A 17,907-nucleotide genomic window follows, 5' to 3' on the forward strand; every position below is an offset into this window, starting at 1 on the left:
ATTTATTAAATTTTGAGCATTCCATGAGTGACATGATTGTCTTAAACGATGTGACCAAAAGCTTTTTAAGCGACCGGTCTATAAAAGATAAAGACGGCAAGCCACATTGGTTTACTGCGGTTGAGCCGACATCTTTAACGGTAAAACAAGGCGAAATCTTTGGTTTAATGGGTTATTCGGGCGCGGGTAAGTCTACCTTATTGCGCCTAATTAATTTACTTGAGCGCCCAGATTCCGGTCAAGTCATCATAGATGGTACCGATTTGACCACCTTATCGGCCAGTGATTTACGTATCGCTCGCCACAATATCGGTATGATTTTTCAGCAGTTTAACCTGATGTCCAATCGTACTGTCTATGATAATGTCGCCTTTAACTTAACGGTGGCAGGTTATCCGCGCGCCGATATTTATAAGCGGGTGATGGACTGCTTAGAAATCGTCGATTTGACCGACCGTGCTGGGCACTATCCTGCGCAGCTATCAGGCGGACAAAAACAGCGTGTTGGTATCGCCCGTGCGATCGCGCCGAGCCCAAAAGTATTATTGGCTGATGAGCCGACCAGTGCGCTTGATCCTTCAACCACGCGCAGCTTATTGACTTGTCTGCGTGATATTAATGAGCAGCTTGGCGTCACCATTGTCATCGTCACCCATGAGATGAGCGTCATTCGTAGGCTATGCGACCGCGCCGCGTTGTTACATCAAGGGCAGTTGCTCGAGGTTGCCGATATCCGCGACGGTCTGATTCAGGCCACGACCCCGATTGGTAAAGGCTTGGTTCATGAAGATTAAGAGGCAGGAGAATAGACATGTTAACTGGTGCTGAATTATCCGCCTCATTGGACAAGCTGCTTGCGCTACGTAAAGAAATTTTGCAGGCGTTTGTAGATACCTTTATTATGCTAGGTATCTCAACGACGGTCGCCATCGTCATCGGCGGTCTGTTTGGGGTATTCTTGTTTTTATCCAGTGATCGGCAGTTTTTGCAAAATAAAACCTTGTATGGTGTCCTTGGTGCGATCACCAACTTTATGCGCGCCTTCCCGTTTGTGATTTTGATGATTGCCATGAGTCCTTTTACCAAAGCCATCGTTGGTACTGGTATTGGACCGATTGCTGCATCACTAGTACTGGCGATTGCCGGTTCCTTTTACTTTGCGCGTCTGGTCGAGCAAAATCTGCGCGAAGTACCACGCGGCATTATTGAAGCAACGGAATCGATGGGCGCCCGCCCCTTGACCATCATCAAAGTATTGCTCAATGAAGCACGCTCGGGTTTGGTGTTGTCTGTGACCATTTTATGTATCAGCTTACTGTCGTTTTCGGCGGCGGCAGGTATGATTGGTGGTGGCGGTTTGGGCGATTTGGCCATTCGTTATGGTTACTATCGTTATCAAACTGAGGTGATGGTCTTTATCGTCGTGATGCTATCGATTATGGTTATCGGTATTCAGGCGTCTGGTAATTGGATCGCCACCCGTTTGGATAAACGTTAAGGCAAAAACTTAGACTTCACCCTCTCTATTATGGTGATTTCACCTTTTATTTTGAGAGGCAAAGACTGTTTAATATGAATAATACTCAAGGTTTAATGCCGATTCATCCTAAGCAAATGCTTGACTTTGTAACTGATTCCCTTTAATTTTGATACTATCTTAACAGCCTTTAACTTAGCAGCATTACTATTCATAATGTTGCTTTTTTAATGCGGATTTTTACTGTTGACATTTAATCCCTATTCCCTCCCCCTTATTAAGGAAGTTTCATGAAATTAACAGATATCAGCCGTCAACTCGCGACCGCATTGGCCACCGTTGGCGTATCAGGCCTTGTATTGGTCGGTTGCAACAACTCATCAGCGCCAGAAGCTAGTAAAGAGCCAGTCACTGAAGGTGCTACTGAATCAACGACGACAGAAACGGCAGCGGGCAACGATATCGATCCTGAACATAGCAAGATTGTGATCGGTACCACTGAAGGCGATTTTGCTGATATGGTTCGTAACCAAGTAAAAAGCTCGTTAGAAGCGCAAGGCTATGAAGTTGAGCTGGTCACCTTTACTGATTATGTACGTCCAAACATTGCTTTAGCTGATGGCGATTTAGACATCAATGTCTTCCAGCATAAGCCTTATCTTGATACCTTTAAAAAAGAGAACAATCTTGATTTGGTTGAAGTTTTCCAAGTGCCTACTGCGCCACTTGGCATCTATACTGGTAAAAAGACCAAGCTTGACGAAGCCTACAAAGGCATGAGCGTTTCTGCGCCTAATGACCCAAGTAACTTTGCTCGTGCATTGGTCATGATGGATGAGCTTGGCTGGATTACGCTAAAAGACAATATCGATCCACTGACCGCCTCAAAAGCTGATATCGCTGATAATAGCAAATACGACATCAAAATCGTTGAGCTAGAAGCAGCCCAGCTGCCACGTGCGCGTGATGAAGTAGACTTTGCTGTTATCAATGGCAACTACGCGACCGATGCGGGTATTAAGCTAACTGAAGCGCTATTTCAAGAGCCAAGCTTCGCTTATGTCAACTGGTCTGCCATCAAAACTGCGGATAAAGACAAAAAATGGGTCAAAGACGTGACCAACGCTTATAACTCAGACGCCTTTAAAAAGTATGCTCATGATAGCTTCCCAGGCTACAAATACCCAAAAATCTGGGGTGAGAACACTGCTACAGCCCCTGCAACCGCTGCTACTACAACAGATACTGCACCAGTTACCGAAGCTGCTGCTCAATAGTTAATATTAACCATTGTAAAAACGATTAATTCGGATAAATAAAACGTTTTTACAGTTAAAATTGCCTTAATTTGAAAAAGCCCATTATTTTGAATAGTGGGCTTTTTTGCTCTTAAATTTTATTGAATGGGTACAATCAACGACTCGCAATGACGTTACAGCCTGTTTGTGGTTTGTAGGAAAGCGTCACCTGCTCTTTCACTTAGCCTATTTTCTTTTTATAGTGGCTAAGCCTAATAGAGAATGTGCCTTAATATAAGCTTTGATTTAATAAAAATCGACGCTTAATAAAATCTAAGAAATTTATATGTCTGCTCAAATTCTCTATTAATAACGATAAGAACCATTAATAAATCACAAAAAAACAAGGATAATAATATGCGTGCTAAAACTTATAATATTCGCACCGCTGGACAAGCGAACATTCCGGTACTCGGACTGGGTACATGGCAATCAACGGGACAAGACTGTATCGATGTGGTCAGCCAGGGGCTACAAATGGGCTATGAGCATATTGATACTGCCCAAGCTTATGATAATGAAGTCGAGGTGGGAAAAGGCATTAAGCAATCAGGCGTCGCGCGTGATAAGTTCTTTTTAACGACGAAAATATTTCCTGATGACATGAAGTTTGAACCAGAAAAACTTATCGCTGCGGCCAAGCGCTCGCTAGAAAACTTAGATACTGATTATGTTGATTTACTGCTGCTGCATTGGCCTGATGATCGGGTGCCTTTGTCTGAAACGATGCCAGCGCTTTGCGAGCTACAAAAACAAGGGCTGACTCGTAATATTGGGGTATCTAACTTTAATATCGCCAATATTATCGAGGCTAAAAAATATGCTGATGTGCCGATTGCGGTTAATCAGGTTGAGTTTCATCCCTTTATTAAGCAAAACACCCTGCAGACTTTTTTAAACAATCACCATATTTTATTAGAAGCTTACTCGCCGCTTGCTCGTGGTGATGTGTTTGATAATGAAATCATTAAAGACATTGCTGATAAGCATGGGATTACACCAGCGCAAGTTTCACTAGCGTGGATTTTATCTGATAAGGCACGTATTGCCATTCCAAAAACCTCTAACCCCGACCATTTACAAGGCAACTTAGATGCTGTCAAGGTAACGCTCAGTGCGGATGAGCTTGAGAAAATCGGTAGCTTAGCGCGTAGCGATGGCCGTAAAATCAAGCATCCAGATTATTCACCAGAATGGGATGATTGATAAGCCATACTTATGTGAATACTAACAAAAAAGCCAGTGATCAAGGTCACTGGCTTTTTTATGTTTAATACTTTTTACGATACTATTAATATTTATATTGTCAGCGCTATTACTGCTGCAAAGTATCGGTCTTATGCACTTTTTCGGCAGGATTATATTGCTCAGAAGAAGGCACTGCGCCATTGCGATTGTTTTCTTTCATCGATTTGGCCACTTCTGGCGGCATATAGTTTTCATCATGCTTAGCCAATACTTCGGCTGCAACAAAGGTATCGCCTTGCATTTTACCTGTTGCCACTACGCCTGAGTTTTCAGCGAATAAATCTGGCAAGATGCCTTGATACGTCACGGGTACGGTTGATTCAAAGTCGGTGATCGCAAACTCCACGCTTAACGGGTCGTCTGGCGCACGTTGGACACTACCGGCAACGACCATACCGCCAGCGCGGATTCGCTTGTCCTGCGGCGCTTCACCTTGCGCAATGGCGGTGGCGTCAAAGTAGTAATCGGTCTGTTGCCCAATGGCGTAAATCACCAATACCACGGCAATCGCCGCCCCTGCAAGCGTAAACATAACCCACATCAGTTTTTTGCGACGAACTGCGTTCATACCACTACCTCATTGATGAGTCGCTGTTTTACAAACCACTCGTCTGCAAAACAGAAAATATTAAAGAAATTCCTATTAGACTGACTTGATAACAAGCCCGTCTAACCGTACTTTTCTAATACCTATATGGTAGCATTTTTTGCCCAAATCAATAAGCCCCCTCGCAACTGATGAGGTCATATATTCACCAGTAAGGCATTATTGTTTGCTAAGCTAAAAATTTGATATTAAAAAGGACTGTTTAAGGAGAATTGTTAAGAGGACTGTTTGGTGGCAGGATTGGGGGTCTTAGCAGCGCGCTGTGCTTGACGCGCTTGCTGAATGGATAGCTGCTTGATAAGCGCTTGGCGTTGACGGCGACTATAAATAATAAAAATCAGCATCACGCCGACCGTAATTGCCCAGCATGACCAGACAAAAGCGCCATGCTCACCCATGGCAATAAACTCAGAGACGCTATAAAAGTAAGGCTGCATTTTATTTCCCTAGCCGTTATTTGCTTGGTTTATGGTGATGTTTTATGGGCCTATTTACTGCGATCACGAACGTATTCTTTGACCCACGCTTTGCCTTGGTCTCGATATAAAATCAGGGTATTGGTCCGATAAATGGCCAATGAGGCGACCAGTAAATAACTACCAATAATCATCAGTAGCAAAGGCAGCCACATATCCGCCGACATTTTTGGTGCCGCAGTCAGCGTAAAGGTTGAACCTTGGTGCAAGGTATTCCACCACTGCACTGAGTACTTAATAATAGGCAAATTCACCGCGCCAACGATAGACAAAATAGCGGCCGCTTTACCGCGATTGGCGGTATGTTCAAAGGCGGCAAACAACGCCATTACCCCAGCATATAAAAACGCTAAAATGAGCATAGACGTCAAGCGTGCATCCCAAACCCAATACGTCCCCCACGTCGGTTTTGCCCAAATAGAACCGGTCAATAAGCTAATCACACAAAGCAAAAAGCCCATCGGCGCTAGTGCCTGAGCTACAAGGCTTGCGGTCTTAATTTTCCATACCAGATAAATGACACCAAGTACCGCTAAGGCAAAATAAATAGAGATAGCGAGACTGGCAGCGGGTACATGGATGAAAATAATGCGATAGCTATTACCTTGCAGATAATCCGGCGGCGCAAATGCCAAGCCCCAAACGCTACCGATGAGCAGACAGAGACCGGCTAATATCGCGAGCCACTTAACCCAAGGCGCAAAGATACGAAAAAACTGCTTGGTACCCACAGTGGTCAAAAAGACCTGCCAAATGCGTTGCCACAGGCTAGGAGATGAGACATTATTCAGGTTGGGCATGGGAATAAACCTATTACGCAGCTAGTAGTTATCGAGTAAAACGCATGATTCATACGACTACCCGCTAACTTGCTGGCGTTGAACGCTGGATAGAATCTACACGTGATTATTTGTTGAATAGCCTATTATAGCAAAGTTGCCAGTTTTCATCATGCTGTTAAGATAAAGGGCTTTCATCAGAAAAGGTATATAGTCGATACTAAATGAAAAGGATAGACAATACTATGCCGCGTGACTGGTGCAAATTTTTCTTGCTTGCTGTGCCTACGCCGACAGAGGCGACGAAAAATTTATCCCAGCCCCGCTGCCTCTTTTTAATATTGACCTGAATATAACATGCCAACATTAATTGTTAATTTAACCATGCCATTTTTAACGTCATTGCAATCACCCATGGCATCACCAGTATCGAAATGATGCTACCTGCTAATAATAACGCTAAAATCGGCAAGCCGTTGAGACCTGTGGCAAATAAATCAACCGCACCAGTAGCAAAAATCAATACCGGCAACTGCATCGGTAAGGCAATCAAAGGTACCAGCACCGCGCCGTTTTTTAGTGATAACGTCAAACTACTGGCGACTGCTGACAGCATGAGCAGCATCGGACTACCAGTAATAATAGACGCCATCAATATCCATGCCTCAAACCAGCTTAGCTGAAATAATGGCACGGCGAGCAAACTTAATGCTGCCACGATACCGCTACTAAAAATCCAATGGATGACCAAACGAATCAGCACCCATAAAGGCAGCGACGCTTTGGCGACGACCAGTTGCGCCAAGGTGCCATTATCAAGGGCAGGTTTAAACAAGCCATCGACACCCATCACCAGTGACAGTAATGCTGCAATCCACACTGCCGATACCCCAAGGCGTTGTAATAAAGCAGGCTCGCTGCCAACCGCTAGCGGAAACAAGGTGATAATCACTAAAAACAGTACCAAAGGATATAACCACTGTACCGCTCCTTGCTGCTTCACCTGCCATTCGCGGCGCCAAAGCTGCATAAAACTGATAGCGCGCACAGCAGCTGTATTAGCATTTGAGATGTTAGCATTCGAGCTTGTATTCACGGTTTTTACTGCACTGTCTGTGTCTATCATTTATTGGCTCTTCCACTAATGCTTGTCGCACTTATATTGACGCTTGTTGCAGTTAGGTTGATGCTTATGGCAGTTATATTTATAATATTTACACCATATAATCGGACAAATCGAGCACTTGATTGGCAACGCCAACCGCTTGATGACTGGTCATTAATATCGCACCGCCAGCCGTAGCGAATTCGCGCAACCTATCTTCCATGCGGGCCACCATATCGACATCAAGCGCGGTAAAGGGCTCATCAAGTAGCCATAGAGGGGTGACGTCAGGCGTTAATAAATACAAGCGCGCCAGGGTAATGCGCCGCGTCTGACCCGCAGATAAATGGCTTGAGCTGATGGTCTCAAACCCTTGTAATCCTACCCACGTAAGGGCGTCATCAATATCGGCGCTACTAGGGCTAATGCCATATAAATTAAGCAAAAACGTTAGGTTTTGGGCGACGGTCAGGTTTGGATGAATACCCAACTGGTGCGACACGTATAAAGGCTGCACGGGCAAGCTTGCTATCCCTTGATAAATAACCTCACCGCTTAACACGGGCAATAATCCAGCTAATTGCATCAGTAGCGTCGTTTTGCCAGTACCATTAGCACCGACCAAATGACAAATGCTACCCGTAGCAAGATTGAGCGTCACGCCTTCACATAAAGGAATCTCACCGCGCTGAACCGTTAGCCTATCAAGCGCAAGTAAAGCTGTATTCAGAGCCGTCATCCAAACCTCTCATTTATTTATTAAGCAGCAGGCAATATTCATCACAAACACAGCTGATGTTCGTGGCATAATACTTTATGCTTACTTCAACCCCACAGTATAACAAATTGTCGATTACTATGACCTCAAAACCTATGCAGACTTCAAAAGATAGCCAAAATTTAGACACTCAAAGTGTCACGAGTACCAACCTAACACTCGACAGCTTAATCGAGGCGCAAGTGGCGTTTATGCAGCAATGGCTGCATGCGCAAGCCCAGCCGCTATCAATGCAGGCTTGGAAGTGGTTTGGCGAACAGCCAATGGGTAAATACATCAGCAGCGATGATTTACAACACCTTATTAATGACTGGTTTCTCAAGCAGCCACTAAGCGAGGTGGTACGACGTGATATTCGCGATATTTTGCACACTATTATTTATCATCCGGTTAACGATAATGTACCTCTATCAGAACTGGTCGATGACAGCCAAGTTGAGATTCTAGCCAGCTACGTCGGCAGTCATGAAGAGCAGCGTAATATCTTGATGCATACGCTGATCGGCAATGAAACCTTTGCTGATTTATTGACCCAAACGCTGTATCACGCTATCAACGACTTTATGGAAACCACACTAGATAAAGCGGGCCCTGCTGGTAAGCTCATGAAGCTTGGGCGCAGCTCGTTTGAAAAAGCCACCAATCGCAATCTTGATGAAAAACTGCAGACCTACCTGCACCGCAATATTAAAGACTTAGCGCATCGAGCCGAAGCCAACGCCCAAGCGCATTTATCCAATGAAGAGGTTGCGCGCTTATTGGTCAGCGGTTGGGGGCGTATTAAAGAGAAACCGATTAGCGAAATCCAAACCTATTTGCGTGATGAGCCAAACGATAGCAGTATTGCGCATATTGAAAATAGTATTCAACAAAGCTACAACCGTTTGCGTCTATCGCCTTACTTGCACAGCCTTGTGGCTGCGAGCGTTGACACTTGGTATACCAACCATCAAGCCGATAGCATGGCCACTATCGCGGCAAGTTTACACATCGATGAGCAGGCAATAATACAATTGAGTACCGCCCTGCTGCCTGTTATTACGGACGCCCTTGAAAGCTCATGGTTTATGGCGCATATAACAGAGATGCTGCAAGCGTTTTATGACCAACCGAGTATCAGAGCAGGATTGGTATTGAGCACTGATTAATCTACTGTTGTAGCGTACGGTTTATCATTTAGTTTTTAAATTTCATCTTTTATTAGTCAGTCTATTATCTATGAGCCAATCTTCTAAATTCAGCTTATGGCAAAGAATCAAACAGCTGCTTAGTATATCAGCTGAACAGGTTGCTATTGACGATACGAAGATTGATAACGACTTGGACTCGGACTTGAGTTCAGATTCAAGTCTGACAAAACAGGATAAAAACAACGATTATTCTTTAGAAAATGAATGTGATAGTAATGAAGATAATGGTATAGCAAACTCTCCTAAAGACCCTAAGGTTAATAACAACGAGAATACGGATGTCAGTGGCTCTAGCGTTGACTTAAACCCTCATTTAAATCACAACGCACACCGCAGCGTTGATAACCGTTTCGATGAGGTTATTTATAGCAGCCTTAGTAGCAATCTTGATAGTCGGTTAGAGAGCTGCACTGATACTGATACTGATACTGATACTGATACTGATACTGACGCTTATTTTGATAATGACATTGACAGTATGGCGAAACAAAATGCGCTCAATGACACTCCCATTGTCAATTATCTTAAGCAGTATTTCGACGAGCAGCAATGGCATTACACCCATTATCGACCGAAAAGCAGTAGCAGCGATAATAACAATAATGACAGCCAGCAATCACACTACTTGTCTTTCAGGATGCGTAATAAAAAGCTTGATTGCGGCTACCTATTTCGCGTGCAAGAACACAACAACCTACTGGCTGTCTATGGTATTTTGCCGTTCTTAATACCTGAAAGCCATCAAAGCGCTGCGATGTTACTGATTACCCAAATCAATTACGACATGCTGATTGGCAATCTTGAAATGGATATTAATGATGGCGAGATACGCTACAAAAACGCCATCGATGTCGAAGCAGTCGGCATGGATGACACTACCATTGAGCACTTATTACAAAGTGTCATCGCGATGACCACGGTGACTTATGAGATATTTAGTGAGTTGGTCAACAATCAAAATCCTGCGGTAGAACTGCAAGAGCTATTAATGGCGCTACATCAGCAAGAGGACGCGCGCACCTTTTTCTTACCCACGCAGTTTGTTCAGTAATCCACTGTGCAAGCGAGATATTTGTCGCTCTTACATTTTCTCACCAATACCCTACTTTCAAAACCTTTAAACCTTTCTACTCTTTTATCCCTAAATCACTTTTTAAAAGACATACGTTAATACTATGCTAAAAATTGCTTATTCTGATATTTTTCGTTATTCCGTACCCGAAAAACACCGCTTCCCCATGCAAAAATACACCATGATTCCTGAGCGCTTACTAGCCGAAGGGACCATCACTAGCGATAATTTTTTTGCACCGAAACGTCTAAGCGAAGAAGAAATTTTGACCACCCATACGCCTGGATATTGGCAGCAGCTTAAAACGCAGACCTTACCACGTAAAGAAGCGCGCGCCATTGGCTTTGAGATGACGCCAGAGTTGGTAGAGCGCGGTCGTTATATTGCCCATGCTACCTATGAATGTGCATTATTTGCCCAGCAATATGGGGTGGCGATGAACGTTGCGGGCGGCACTCATCATGCCTTTGCCGATCATGGCGAGGGATTTTGTGTTTTTAACGATGTTTGCATCGCCAGCAATTTATTACTAAATCGCGGACAGGCACAACGAATCTTAATAGTGGATCTGGATGTGCACCAAGGTAATGGCAACGCCAGTATCATGGCGGATGAGCCGCGCGTTTTTGTCTTTAGTATGCATGGCGCGAAGAATTATCCGTTTCGCAAACAAGTTTCAGACTTAGATATCGAGTTGGATAATGATACGGCTGATACAGAGTATTTACAGATATTAGAGGATACGCTGCCGCGCTTAATTAATGAATTTGCCCCAGATATGATATTTTACCAATCTGCGGTCGACGTCCTTGCCACTGATAAATTGGGCAAACTTAGTTTGACGCTAGAGGGCTGTAAGGCGCGTGATGCGTTTGTCTTGCAACAAGCTAAGGCAGCCAATATTCCCGTTGCTATCGTCATGGGCGGCGGCTATTCAGAAGATATCGAAGACGTGGTTGAGGCGCACTGTAATACGTTTCGTTTGGCACAGAAGCTGTTTTTTGCGGAACTGATTGAGTAATGTACAACGTAGAAACAGGCGCGACGAAATAACGTAAGAAAATTAAAGAGATTAGCGAGAGTCTAGATGGCAAAAATATTGATAGGCATAGGAATTTTGCTGGTTATTATCGGCGTTATTTGGCTGCTGTTTCCAAATGCTTTTTCATGGATAGGCAATATGCCAGGCGATATCAAACACACCTCAGGTAATACTAGAGTGTACTTTCCAGTGGTCACCATGATTATCATCAGTATCGTTGCCACCATACTGTTAAATTTGTTTAATCGCTGAACTTGTTTAAGCGTTAAGTTTATAGCAACGCTATTATGCCTTGCCAGCCAACCCGAATACCGAGAACGGTAAGAATCAACAAGATAAGCTGACGAAAGCGGGCTTGCGGTAAATAGCGACGCAAGCGAATCCCAACTAACAGCGCAGCGATAGATAGAACACTAAGCAGAGTAATCAACTGCCATTCACCACTACTCAACGCCATGATAGGGTCACGCAAGACGATGATTTGGGCAATTTTACCCAAGAAATAGCACATGTTGCCGACTTTGGCGATGGTATGCTTATCGTCACTGGCTGACAATAAATACATCATGAGTATAGTCGACATGGCATTGGTCGCGCCGCCAATGATTCCAGCACTAAGTCCAACGATAATCAGTACAGGCTTGGTATTGGGCAAACGAATTTGCTTACCGAGCAAGCTACTGCTGACATAAAAACCAATCACCACTGCCAAGACTAACAAGATATAAGCGCTATCAATCCACAGCAGTAGCTTGGCACCAAGCATACTACCGAGCAGGCTGGTGAGTGCCAACAACCAATAGCGCCTGCCGTAATAGATGAAATTTTGCCAGATAGTACGCCCGCCACCTGCTAGCCAAGTCATGGCATTAAGTAATAATGAGGGAAAAATCACTAAAACAATAGCATGGGGTAACGGATAGATACTGGCAAGTGCGGTGGTGGTTACTAACGTCACACCCAGTCCGCTAATACCGTGCAGCAATGATGCTAAGGCAAAAATTGCAAGTAGTAATAATGTTTGGGTACTATCGCTATCCACAATATTTGCCATATCTGTCATAGAACTTATAACCTAGTAGCGATATTGACGACATATATTGACGACAGTAGAAACAGCATAACAAGGCGGTTTCTTATGATTGGTTATGATTGATGACGTTGCCAAATTGTTTCGCCAATAATAGTAGCCAACTGCTTGGCTATCTCATCTTTACTTGCCTTTTCAAGAATCACGTTATCGTGCTCATAACGCTCGGAGAAAAATACCTGCATGGCATTATCATCACTGGCAAAACCAATATCGGCGCGTGAGACGTCATTACAAGCGATTAAATCCAAATCTTTAGATAGCAGCTTACCACGGGCATAGTGCTCGACATCTTGCGTTTCTGCCGCAAAACCCACGACAAACAGCTCAGGATGGGCAAGTGAAATCGTCGCTAAAATGTCAGGGTTTTTAACCAAGCTTAGCGTCATCGCATCTTGCGTTTTTTTGATTTTTTGCGGTGCGGCATCGAGAGTACGATAATCAGCAACCGCAGCAGTGGCGATAAAGATATCAGCAACCTTTACACTACTCTCATTTTCAGCATGTTTATGTTCATGTTGATGCGCTTCACCGCAACCACAGTCATCGTAATGATGAGAATGGTCCTGGCTATGTTTATGAGAATGCTCATCAGCGTCTTCAGGCAAATACTGTAGCGCACTATGCGTGCCATCGACACATTGCTGTGCTGCTATCAACATATCTTGCGCTGACAACACATCAATGCGCGTGACATTGAGCGGTGTTGGCAGGGCAACTTTGCCACCAGCAATCAAAATAACCTCTGCACCAGCGGCCACACAAGCGCGGGCTAAAGCAAAGCCCATTTTGCCAGTAGAGTGATTGGACAAATAGCGCACCGGATCGATACCTTCTACGGTCGGCCCTGCGGTAATTACCACGCGTTTACCGGCTAAAAGCTGCGGCGTGGTTTGCATGGCCGTAAATAATTGCACTTCCGCTAATAAATCCTCAGGCTCAGGCAAGCGCCCTGCTCCGACGTCACCGCATGCCTGCTCGCCGCTGGCAGGTGCAATAATTTGATAATTCATATCACGCAGGGTTTGCACATTGAGATTCACCGCTGGGTGCGCCCACATTTGCTGATTCATCGCTGGCGCAATGATAACCGGCGCAGTCGTTGCCAAGCAGACCGTAGTCAATAAATCATCTGCCATACCCATTGCAAGCCGTGCCAACGTGTTGGCGGAAGCAGGGGCAATGACAATTAAATCTGCCCATTTAGCAAGCTCAATATGTCCCATGCCCGCTTCAGCATGCTCATCAAGTAATGAAATATGCACCTCATTACCAGTCAAGGCCTGCAAAGTCAGCGGCGTGATAAACGCTTGTGCGCCTGTGGTCATAATGACACGCACATCAAAACCCGCCTTAATAAGTAGACGGGCAAACATAGCAGATTTATAAGCGGCGATACCGCCAGTGATAGCAAGCACAATATTTGACATAAGCATGGCATCAATAAAAAAATGAAAGATAAAAATTGCGCTTATAGTAACAATTATGCGATAAGTTAGGGAAAGTTTTGTGGATTTATCTCAGTTATCTGGCATCCATACTTTATTAAGGAGTAACAATGGCGATTAAAGACTGGCATGAAGATGATAGACCGCGTGAAAAGCTGCTGAAATTTGGCGCCGCTCACTTATCTGACGCCGAGATATTAGCGATATTTTTGCGCACAGGTACTCAGTCGCAATCCGCTATTGAGCTTGCCCGTCACTTAATAGAGCAGTTTGGCAGCTTAGCTGAGCTGTTGGCTGCTCCAAAAGAGACTGTACTGGCTTGTCACGGTATTGGTCCTGCCAAATACGCGCAGATACTGGCATCGCTTGAGATGGGCAGGCGCTACTTAGACAGTCAGCTTAAAACTGGTCATGCGCTTGGGCGCTCGCAAATGGTCAAAGACTATATCAGCACCCAACTGCGCGGTGAGTCTCGTGAAGTTTTCGCCGTGCTGTGTTTGGATAATGCATTAAACCTCATCAATTTTGAAATACTGTTTACAGGCGGCATCTCTTCTTGTTCGGTTTGCATCAAACACGTCTTACGTCATGCGTTGAGCCACGCTGCCAGTCAGCTTATTGTTGCTCATAATCATCCACATACTGACGCTACCCCATCTACGGCCGATAACTTACTCACTTACGAGCTAAAAAAAGCTTGCGACTTAATAGATTTATCATTGGTTGACCATATCATCGTCGGGCGCAATGAAACGCTCTCGTATGCTGAGAAAAGCCTAGCGCCCTTTGACTAGCGACTTCTGTTTGACGCTTGATACATATTATCGACATAGCGTAGCATTTTGGCTCTTGATAGTTATAAACAACTGTTTCATATTGGTAGCTTACTTTATTTTTGCTCTGAGAGATTTATATGCAGTAGATATCGGCGAGCTTAAGTTTTAAATAAAGTCCAACACAGATATTCAATTTGTAGCATAAATGAGCTTGTTCTAAGCACCGCTATAATGAAAAATTAAAATAATAATTAACTTTATTACATCTTTCTTATTCATTTAAATTTTTACGCTTGTTGATTCGGCGTTAGCAAGGAGACAGTCATGGCCATTGGCTTTTTTATTTTGGCAATCCTCATTCAGTTAGCCATGATTTTGGCCATCTTTTTATTATCCTTATCGCGTGTCACCGGTAGTATCGTCGCCCTTGTTACCGTGCTCGTCACCGCCTTTATCAGTCCATGGTCGCTTATCTTAGGCTTACCAGTAGCGCTACTTTGCTTGGTATTATTATTCACCCCGCTGCGTCAGTCATTGATTACCAAGCCCGTTTATAAAGCCTTGGGCGGGGCGATGCCAAGCATGAGTGATACCGAACGTGAAGCGCTCGATGCCGGTACCAGCTGGTGGGAAAAAGAGCTGTTTATGGGCGCGCCGAATTGGGATACCTTTGCTAAATACCCGTACCCTGAATTATCAGAAGAAGAACAAAGCTTTATTGATAATGAAGTCGAAGTGCTGTGCGCGATGCTTGATGAGTGGAAAATTCACCACGAAGATAAAGAGTTGTCTCCAGAAGCATGGCGCTTTATCAAAGACAATGGCTTTTTGGGTTTAATCATTCCAAAAGAATATGGCGGACTGGAGTTTAGCTCGTATGCGCAAAGCCGCGTGATGAGTAAAATCGCTTCGCGCTCACCAACCGCTGCCGTTACTTGCATGGTGCCAAACTCGCTCGGTCCTGGTGAGCTGCTCATGCATTATGGTACTGATGCGCAAAAACAACGCTGGCTGCCGGGTCTTGCCAAAGGCGATGAAATCCCTTGTTTTGGTTTGACGGGCCCTGAGGCGGGTTCTGACGCTGGGGCGATTCCAGATACCGGTGTGGTTTGCTATGGTATGCATGAAGGCGAGCAAGTACTCGGTCTGCGTATGAATTTTTCTAAGCGTTGGATTACCTTGGCACCTATCGCTACCGTCGTTGGCTTAGCCTTTAAAATGTACGATCCAGAAGGTCTGCTTGGCGACCCTAAAAAGACCGATTACGGTATTACCTGTGCACTGGTGCCTGCCAGTCACGAAGGCGTCATTACAGGACCACGGCATAATCCAGTTGGCTCGCCATTTATGAATGGTACGGTCGATGGTACTGACGTCTTTATTCCGCTCGATTATATTATCGGTGGCGTCGAAAACGCTGGTCGCGGCTGGCGGATGCTAATGGAATGCTTAGGCGTAGGCCGCGGCATTTCCTTGCCAGCGCTATCAACGTCTGCCAGTGAAGTCAGCTATTTAACCGTTGGTGCCTTCGCAAAAGTACGGGAACAATTCAAAATTTCGGTCGGCAAGTTTGAAGGCATTCAGGACGTGACCAGCAGCATGGCAAGTAACACTTACATGCTTGAAGCATTTCGTCATTTGGTCACCTGTGGTCTAAATCAAGGTGGCACGCCATCAGTCATGACGGCAATGGCAAAATACTACGCAACCGAAACCATGCGCGGCATTATCAACGACGGTATGGATGTAGTCGGTGGTCGCGCCGTCCAAATGGGTCCGCGTAACTTTTTAGCGATTCCTTATCAAGCCATCCCTGTTTCTATTACCGTTGAAGGGGCGAATATCTTGACGCGCTCGTTAATGATTTTTGGTCAAGGAGCCATGCGTTGTCACCCTTATCTGTTCGATGAGCTACAACTGCTACAAAGTGAAGATAAAGAAGGCGCGTTTAAAGAGTTCGATAATTTATTCTTTAAACATTTGGGCTATACCTTTAATCGCGGTGCCAAAGCCTTTGTCGCAGGTTATGTCGGTGGTAGCAGTCACGCGCCAAGTTTTGCCGATGGCTTTACCCGTCCCTATTATAAAGACATCAACCGTTTGAGCGCAGGATTTGCCTTGACCGCTGATATGGCGTTAGGCTTACTTGCTGGTGATTTAAAACGTAAAGAGATGCTCTCTGGACGTTTAGCAGATATTCACGCCCATCTATTTATCTGTACAGCGATTTTGCAATTTTATGAATACGGTTCTAAATCAGAAGCCGAGCGCTTACACGCAGAAGTGGCATTAAAAAATAGTCTTTATACCATTCAAGAAGCCTTTTTATCTTTGTTTGCTAACTTTCCCAGTCGTATGGCTGCAGGTGTGGTTAGCTTTGTCACCTTCCCAAGTGGCCGTATCTTTGCGCCAGTGAGTGATGAGCTCAAACGTCAATTAGGCGATATCTTTATGGATGACTTTGAAGCCAATCCATTCCGTGACTACCTTAAAACTATGGTGTATTACAATACCGAACCTGATGATGTCATGGGGCGTATGGAAAACGCCTATCAAACCTTACTTGAAGTAGAACCTTTATGGCAGAAATTTAAAAAGGCGGAGCATAAAGACCATTTCGAAGGTCTGACCTTTGAGGATCATGTGGTTTATGCCAGCCAAAATGGCGATATTACCGAAGCAGAGGCGGAGCAGTTGATTCGCTATAATGCCATACGTTTTGATTCCTTATTAACCGATGTCTTTGATAAGCATTTAGCTAAAGCACAACCTCGCGATAATCCGCACAGTTTGGATAATGCCGTCAATAAACTGACCGATTATGCGCAGTTAAAAAACCAAGCGCAAGCAAGAAACGGTGTTGCTACCGACAATTCTGCGCAGAGGGCTGATGCGGTCACTGCCGATAAGCAAGAATCAACGGGCGATGACAATCCTGATCACGGCTATGAAAGCGATGGCGATGTCAAAATGGTCAGCGAGCAAGACACGGTCGAAGAAGTGCGTGAACAAGCCGACTTTAAGGATGCAAATCCTGATGCAGAAGCGCTTGACCCGCGTCGCCGTGATGCAGAAACCCATCTAAGCGAGCGTATGGGCTATAATCATCGTCTGCATAAAACGGACTCGCATGCTGACACAACACAGAATCAGATAGAAAACGGCGTAGAAAAACCTGAAAATCATGCTGAATGGCAAGATGGTCTACGTCGTGACGAAAATGACAAGATATAAAAAAGGTTTGAAGTTATTGCGGTTTTAAACAGTCACGGTATAAAACCGCCAAATCAGCCTTTACTCATACTTGGTTCGTTCTTAAGCGAGATTATTCAATCTGAATGGTCTCGCTTTTTGCTTATACCCTAACTATTACCAGTAAATTTAATCAAAAATTACTTATATTATTCAATTTAATCTAAAAATTTTTGCCGCCAAATAAACTTAAAATACCGTGCGTTTATTCTCTTGCATTTTTTTAGTCATAAATATTTCTTGCAGTCACCCCAACAATTCTTTTATAT

General features: G+C 44.5%; 17 protein-coding genes. 10 read left to right on the top strand and 7 right to left on the bottom strand.

Annotation, left to right across the window (positions count from 1 at the left end; genetic code table 11):
- Nucleotides 1-23: 23 nt before the first annotated feature.
- The 4 genes from B2866_RS09155 to B2866_RS09170 all read left to right on the top strand — a co-directional run bounded on the left by B2866_RS09155 (nucleotide 24) and on the right by B2866_RS09170 (nucleotide 3,981).
- Nucleotides 24-794: a methionine ABC transporter ATP-binding protein gene (locus B2866_RS09155; RefSeq protein WP_068403535.1), complete on the top strand. Its 771-nt coding sequence runs from the start codon at nucleotides 24-26 to the stop codon at nucleotides 792-794.
- A gap of 17 nt (nucleotides 795-811) precedes the next feature.
- On the top strand, nucleotides 812-1,498 hold the full coding sequence (locus B2866_RS09160) for a methionine ABC transporter permease (protein ID WP_068403538.1): 687 nt from the start codon (nucleotides 812-814) through the stop codon (nucleotides 1,496-1,498).
- A gap of 269 nt (nucleotides 1,499-1,767) precedes the next feature.
- Nucleotides 1,768-2,754 (top strand): MetQ/NlpA family ABC transporter substrate-binding protein, encoded by a 987-nt coding sequence (locus tag B2866_RS09165; protein WP_102076451.1) that lies wholly within the window; start codon nucleotides 1,768-1,770, stop codon nucleotides 2,752-2,754.
- Between the two features lie 378 nt (nucleotides 2,755-3,132).
- Entirely contained in the window at nucleotides 3,133-3,981 is an 849-nt protein-coding gene (locus tag B2866_RS09170; protein ID WP_068403543.1) for an aldo/keto reductase, read from the top strand.
- Nucleotides 3,982-4,090: 109 nt separating this feature from the next.
- Here B2866_RS09170 and ccmE read toward each other — a convergent pair whose 3' ends face one another.
- The 5 genes from ccmE to ccmA form a co-directional block, all read right to left on the bottom strand.
- Entirely contained in the window at nucleotides 4,091-4,591 is a 501-nt protein-coding gene (ccmE, locus tag B2866_RS09175) for a cytochrome c maturation protein CcmE (RefSeq protein WP_296193165.1), read from the bottom strand.
- Nucleotides 4,592-4,845: 254 nt separating this feature from the next.
- A complete protein-coding gene (gene ccmD / locus B2866_RS09180) occupies nucleotides 4,846-5,067 on the bottom strand; it encodes a heme exporter protein CcmD (RefSeq protein ID WP_296193167.1) in 222 nt (73 codons plus the stop codon).
- A gap of 50 nt (nucleotides 5,068-5,117) precedes the next feature.
- Nucleotides 5,118-5,906, bottom strand: coding sequence for a heme ABC transporter permease CcmC (ccmC, locus tag B2866_RS09185; protein ID WP_296193171.1), 789 nt, complete (start codon nucleotides 5,904-5,906; stop codon nucleotides 5,118-5,120).
- 352 nt (nucleotides 5,907-6,258) lie between these two features.
- Entirely contained in the window at nucleotides 6,259-6,915 is a 657-nt protein-coding gene (locus B2866_RS09190) for a heme exporter protein CcmB (RefSeq protein WP_296193352.1), read from the bottom strand.
- A 184-nt stretch (nucleotides 6,916-7,099) separates the two neighbouring features.
- A complete protein-coding gene (gene ccmA, locus B2866_RS09195) occupies nucleotides 7,100-7,729 on the bottom strand; it encodes a heme ABC exporter ATP-binding protein CcmA (RefSeq protein WP_296193174.1) in 630 nt (209 codons plus the stop codon).
- Between the two features lie 134 nt (nucleotides 7,730-7,863).
- Between ccmA and B2866_RS09200 the strand changes: the two genes are divergently transcribed.
- The 4 genes from B2866_RS09200 to B2866_RS09215 all read left to right on the top strand — a co-directional run bounded on the left by B2866_RS09200 (nucleotide 7,864) and on the right by B2866_RS09215 (nucleotide 11,324).
- A complete protein-coding gene (locus tag B2866_RS09200) occupies nucleotides 7,864-8,916 on the top strand; it encodes a hypothetical protein (RefSeq protein ID WP_296193176.1) in 1,053 nt (350 codons plus the stop codon).
- Nucleotides 8,917-8,986: 70 nt separating this feature from the next.
- A complete protein-coding gene (locus B2866_RS09205) occupies nucleotides 8,987-10,009 on the top strand; it encodes a YbjN domain-containing protein (RefSeq protein WP_296193178.1) in 1,023 nt (340 codons plus the stop codon).
- 124 nt (nucleotides 10,010-10,133) lie between these two features.
- Entirely contained in the window at nucleotides 10,134-11,051 is a 918-nt protein-coding gene (locus B2866_RS09210) for a histone deacetylase family protein (protein ID WP_296193180.1), read from the top strand.
- A 66-nt stretch (nucleotides 11,052-11,117) separates the two neighbouring features.
- Nucleotides 11,118-11,324: a DUF2905 domain-containing protein gene (locus tag B2866_RS09215; RefSeq protein ID WP_296193184.1), complete on the top strand. Its 207-nt coding sequence runs from the start codon at nucleotides 11,118-11,120 to the stop codon at nucleotides 11,322-11,324.
- 19 nt (nucleotides 11,325-11,343) lie between these two features.
- Here the strand turns inward: B2866_RS09215 and B2866_RS09220 are convergent, their stop codons facing one another.
- Together B2866_RS09220 and coaBC are read right to left on the bottom strand one after the other, a co-directional pair.
- The gene (locus B2866_RS09220) at nucleotides 11,344-12,126 is read right to left on the bottom strand and encodes a sulfite exporter TauE/SafE family protein (protein WP_296193353.1); all 783 of its coding nucleotides are present in this window, start codon (nucleotides 12,124-12,126) and stop codon (nucleotides 11,344-11,346) included.
- 92 nt (nucleotides 12,127-12,218) lie between these two features.
- Complete coding sequence (coaBC, locus tag B2866_RS09225) at nucleotides 12,219-13,592, bottom strand: bifunctional phosphopantothenoylcysteine decarboxylase/phosphopantothenate--cysteine ligase CoaBC (RefSeq protein WP_296193185.1); 1,374 nt, start codon at nucleotides 13,590-13,592, stop codon at nucleotides 12,219-12,221.
- 128 nt (nucleotides 13,593-13,720) lie between these two features.
- Here coaBC and radC point away from each other — a divergent pair, with 128 nt between their 5' ends.
- Together radC and B2866_RS09235 are read left to right on the top strand one after the other, a co-directional pair.
- Nucleotides 13,721-14,404: a RadC family protein gene (gene radC, locus B2866_RS09230; RefSeq protein WP_296193188.1), complete on the top strand. Its 684-nt coding sequence runs from the start codon at nucleotides 13,721-13,723 to the stop codon at nucleotides 14,402-14,404.
- Between the two features lie 306 nt (nucleotides 14,405-14,710).
- Entirely contained in the window at nucleotides 14,711-17,620 is a 2,910-nt protein-coding gene (locus B2866_RS09235; RefSeq protein ID WP_296193191.1) for an acyl-CoA dehydrogenase, read from the top strand.
- Nucleotides 17,621-17,907 lie beyond the last annotated feature (287 nt).

The organism is Psychrobacter sp. UBA3483 (assembly GCF_002377905.1).
In the GTDB taxonomy this organism is placed as follows: Bacteria; Pseudomonadota; Gammaproteobacteria; order Pseudomonadales; family Moraxellaceae; genus Psychrobacter.

Excerpts from the sequence above, each read along its gene's own strand:
- B2866_RS09155 (WP_068403535.1), top strand. The coding sequence starts at position 24 with ATGAGTGACATGATTGTCTTAAACGATGTGACCAAAAGCTTTTTAAGC.
- B2866_RS09160 (WP_068403538.1), top strand. The coding sequence starts at position 812 with ATGTTAACTGGTGCTGAATTATCCGCCTCATTGGACAAGCTGCTTGCG.
- B2866_RS09165 (WP_102076451.1), top strand. The coding sequence starts at position 1,768 with ATGAAATTAACAGATATCAGCCGTCAACTCGCGACCGCATTGGCCACC.
- B2866_RS09170 (WP_068403543.1), top strand. The coding sequence starts at position 3,133 with ATGCGTGCTAAAACTTATAATATTCGCACCGCTGGACAAGCGAACATT.
- ccmE (WP_296193165.1), bottom strand. The coding sequence starts at position 4,591 with ATGAACGCAGTTCGTCGCAAAAAACTGATGTGGGTTATGTTTACGCTT.
- ccmD (WP_296193167.1), bottom strand. The coding sequence starts at position 5,067 with ATGCAGCCTTACTTTTATAGCGTCTCTGAGTTTATTGCCATGGGTGAG.
- ccmC (WP_296193171.1), bottom strand. The coding sequence starts at position 5,906 with ATGCCCAACCTGAATAATGTCTCATCTCCTAGCCTGTGGCAACGCATT.
- B2866_RS09190 (WP_296193352.1), bottom strand. The coding sequence starts at position 6,915 with ATGCAGCTTTGGCGCCGCGAATGGCAGGTGAAGCAGCAAGGAGCGGTA.
- ccmA (WP_296193174.1), bottom strand. The coding sequence starts at position 7,729 with ATGACGGCTCTGAATACAGCTTTACTTGCGCTTGATAGGCTAACGGTT.
- B2866_RS09200 (WP_296193176.1), top strand. The coding sequence starts at position 7,864 with ATGCAGACTTCAAAAGATAGCCAAAATTTAGACACTCAAAGTGTCACG.
- B2866_RS09205 (WP_296193178.1), top strand. The coding sequence starts at position 8,987 with ATGAGCCAATCTTCTAAATTCAGCTTATGGCAAAGAATCAAACAGCTG.
- B2866_RS09210 (WP_296193180.1), top strand. The coding sequence starts at position 10,134 with ATGCTAAAAATTGCTTATTCTGATATTTTTCGTTATTCCGTACCCGAA.
- B2866_RS09215 (WP_296193184.1), top strand. The coding sequence starts at position 11,118 with ATGGCAAAAATATTGATAGGCATAGGAATTTTGCTGGTTATTATCGGC.
- B2866_RS09220 (WP_296193353.1), bottom strand. The coding sequence starts at position 12,126 with ATGGCAAATATTGTGGATAGCGATAGTACCCAAACATTATTACTACTT.
- coaBC (WP_296193185.1), bottom strand. The coding sequence starts at position 13,592 with ATGTCAAATATTGTGCTTGCTATCACTGGCGGTATCGCCGCTTATAAA.
- radC (WP_296193188.1), top strand. The coding sequence starts at position 13,721 with ATGGCGATTAAAGACTGGCATGAAGATGATAGACCGCGTGAAAAGCTG.
- B2866_RS09235 (WP_296193191.1), top strand. The coding sequence starts at position 14,711 with ATGGCCATTGGCTTTTTTATTTTGGCAATCCTCATTCAGTTAGCCATG.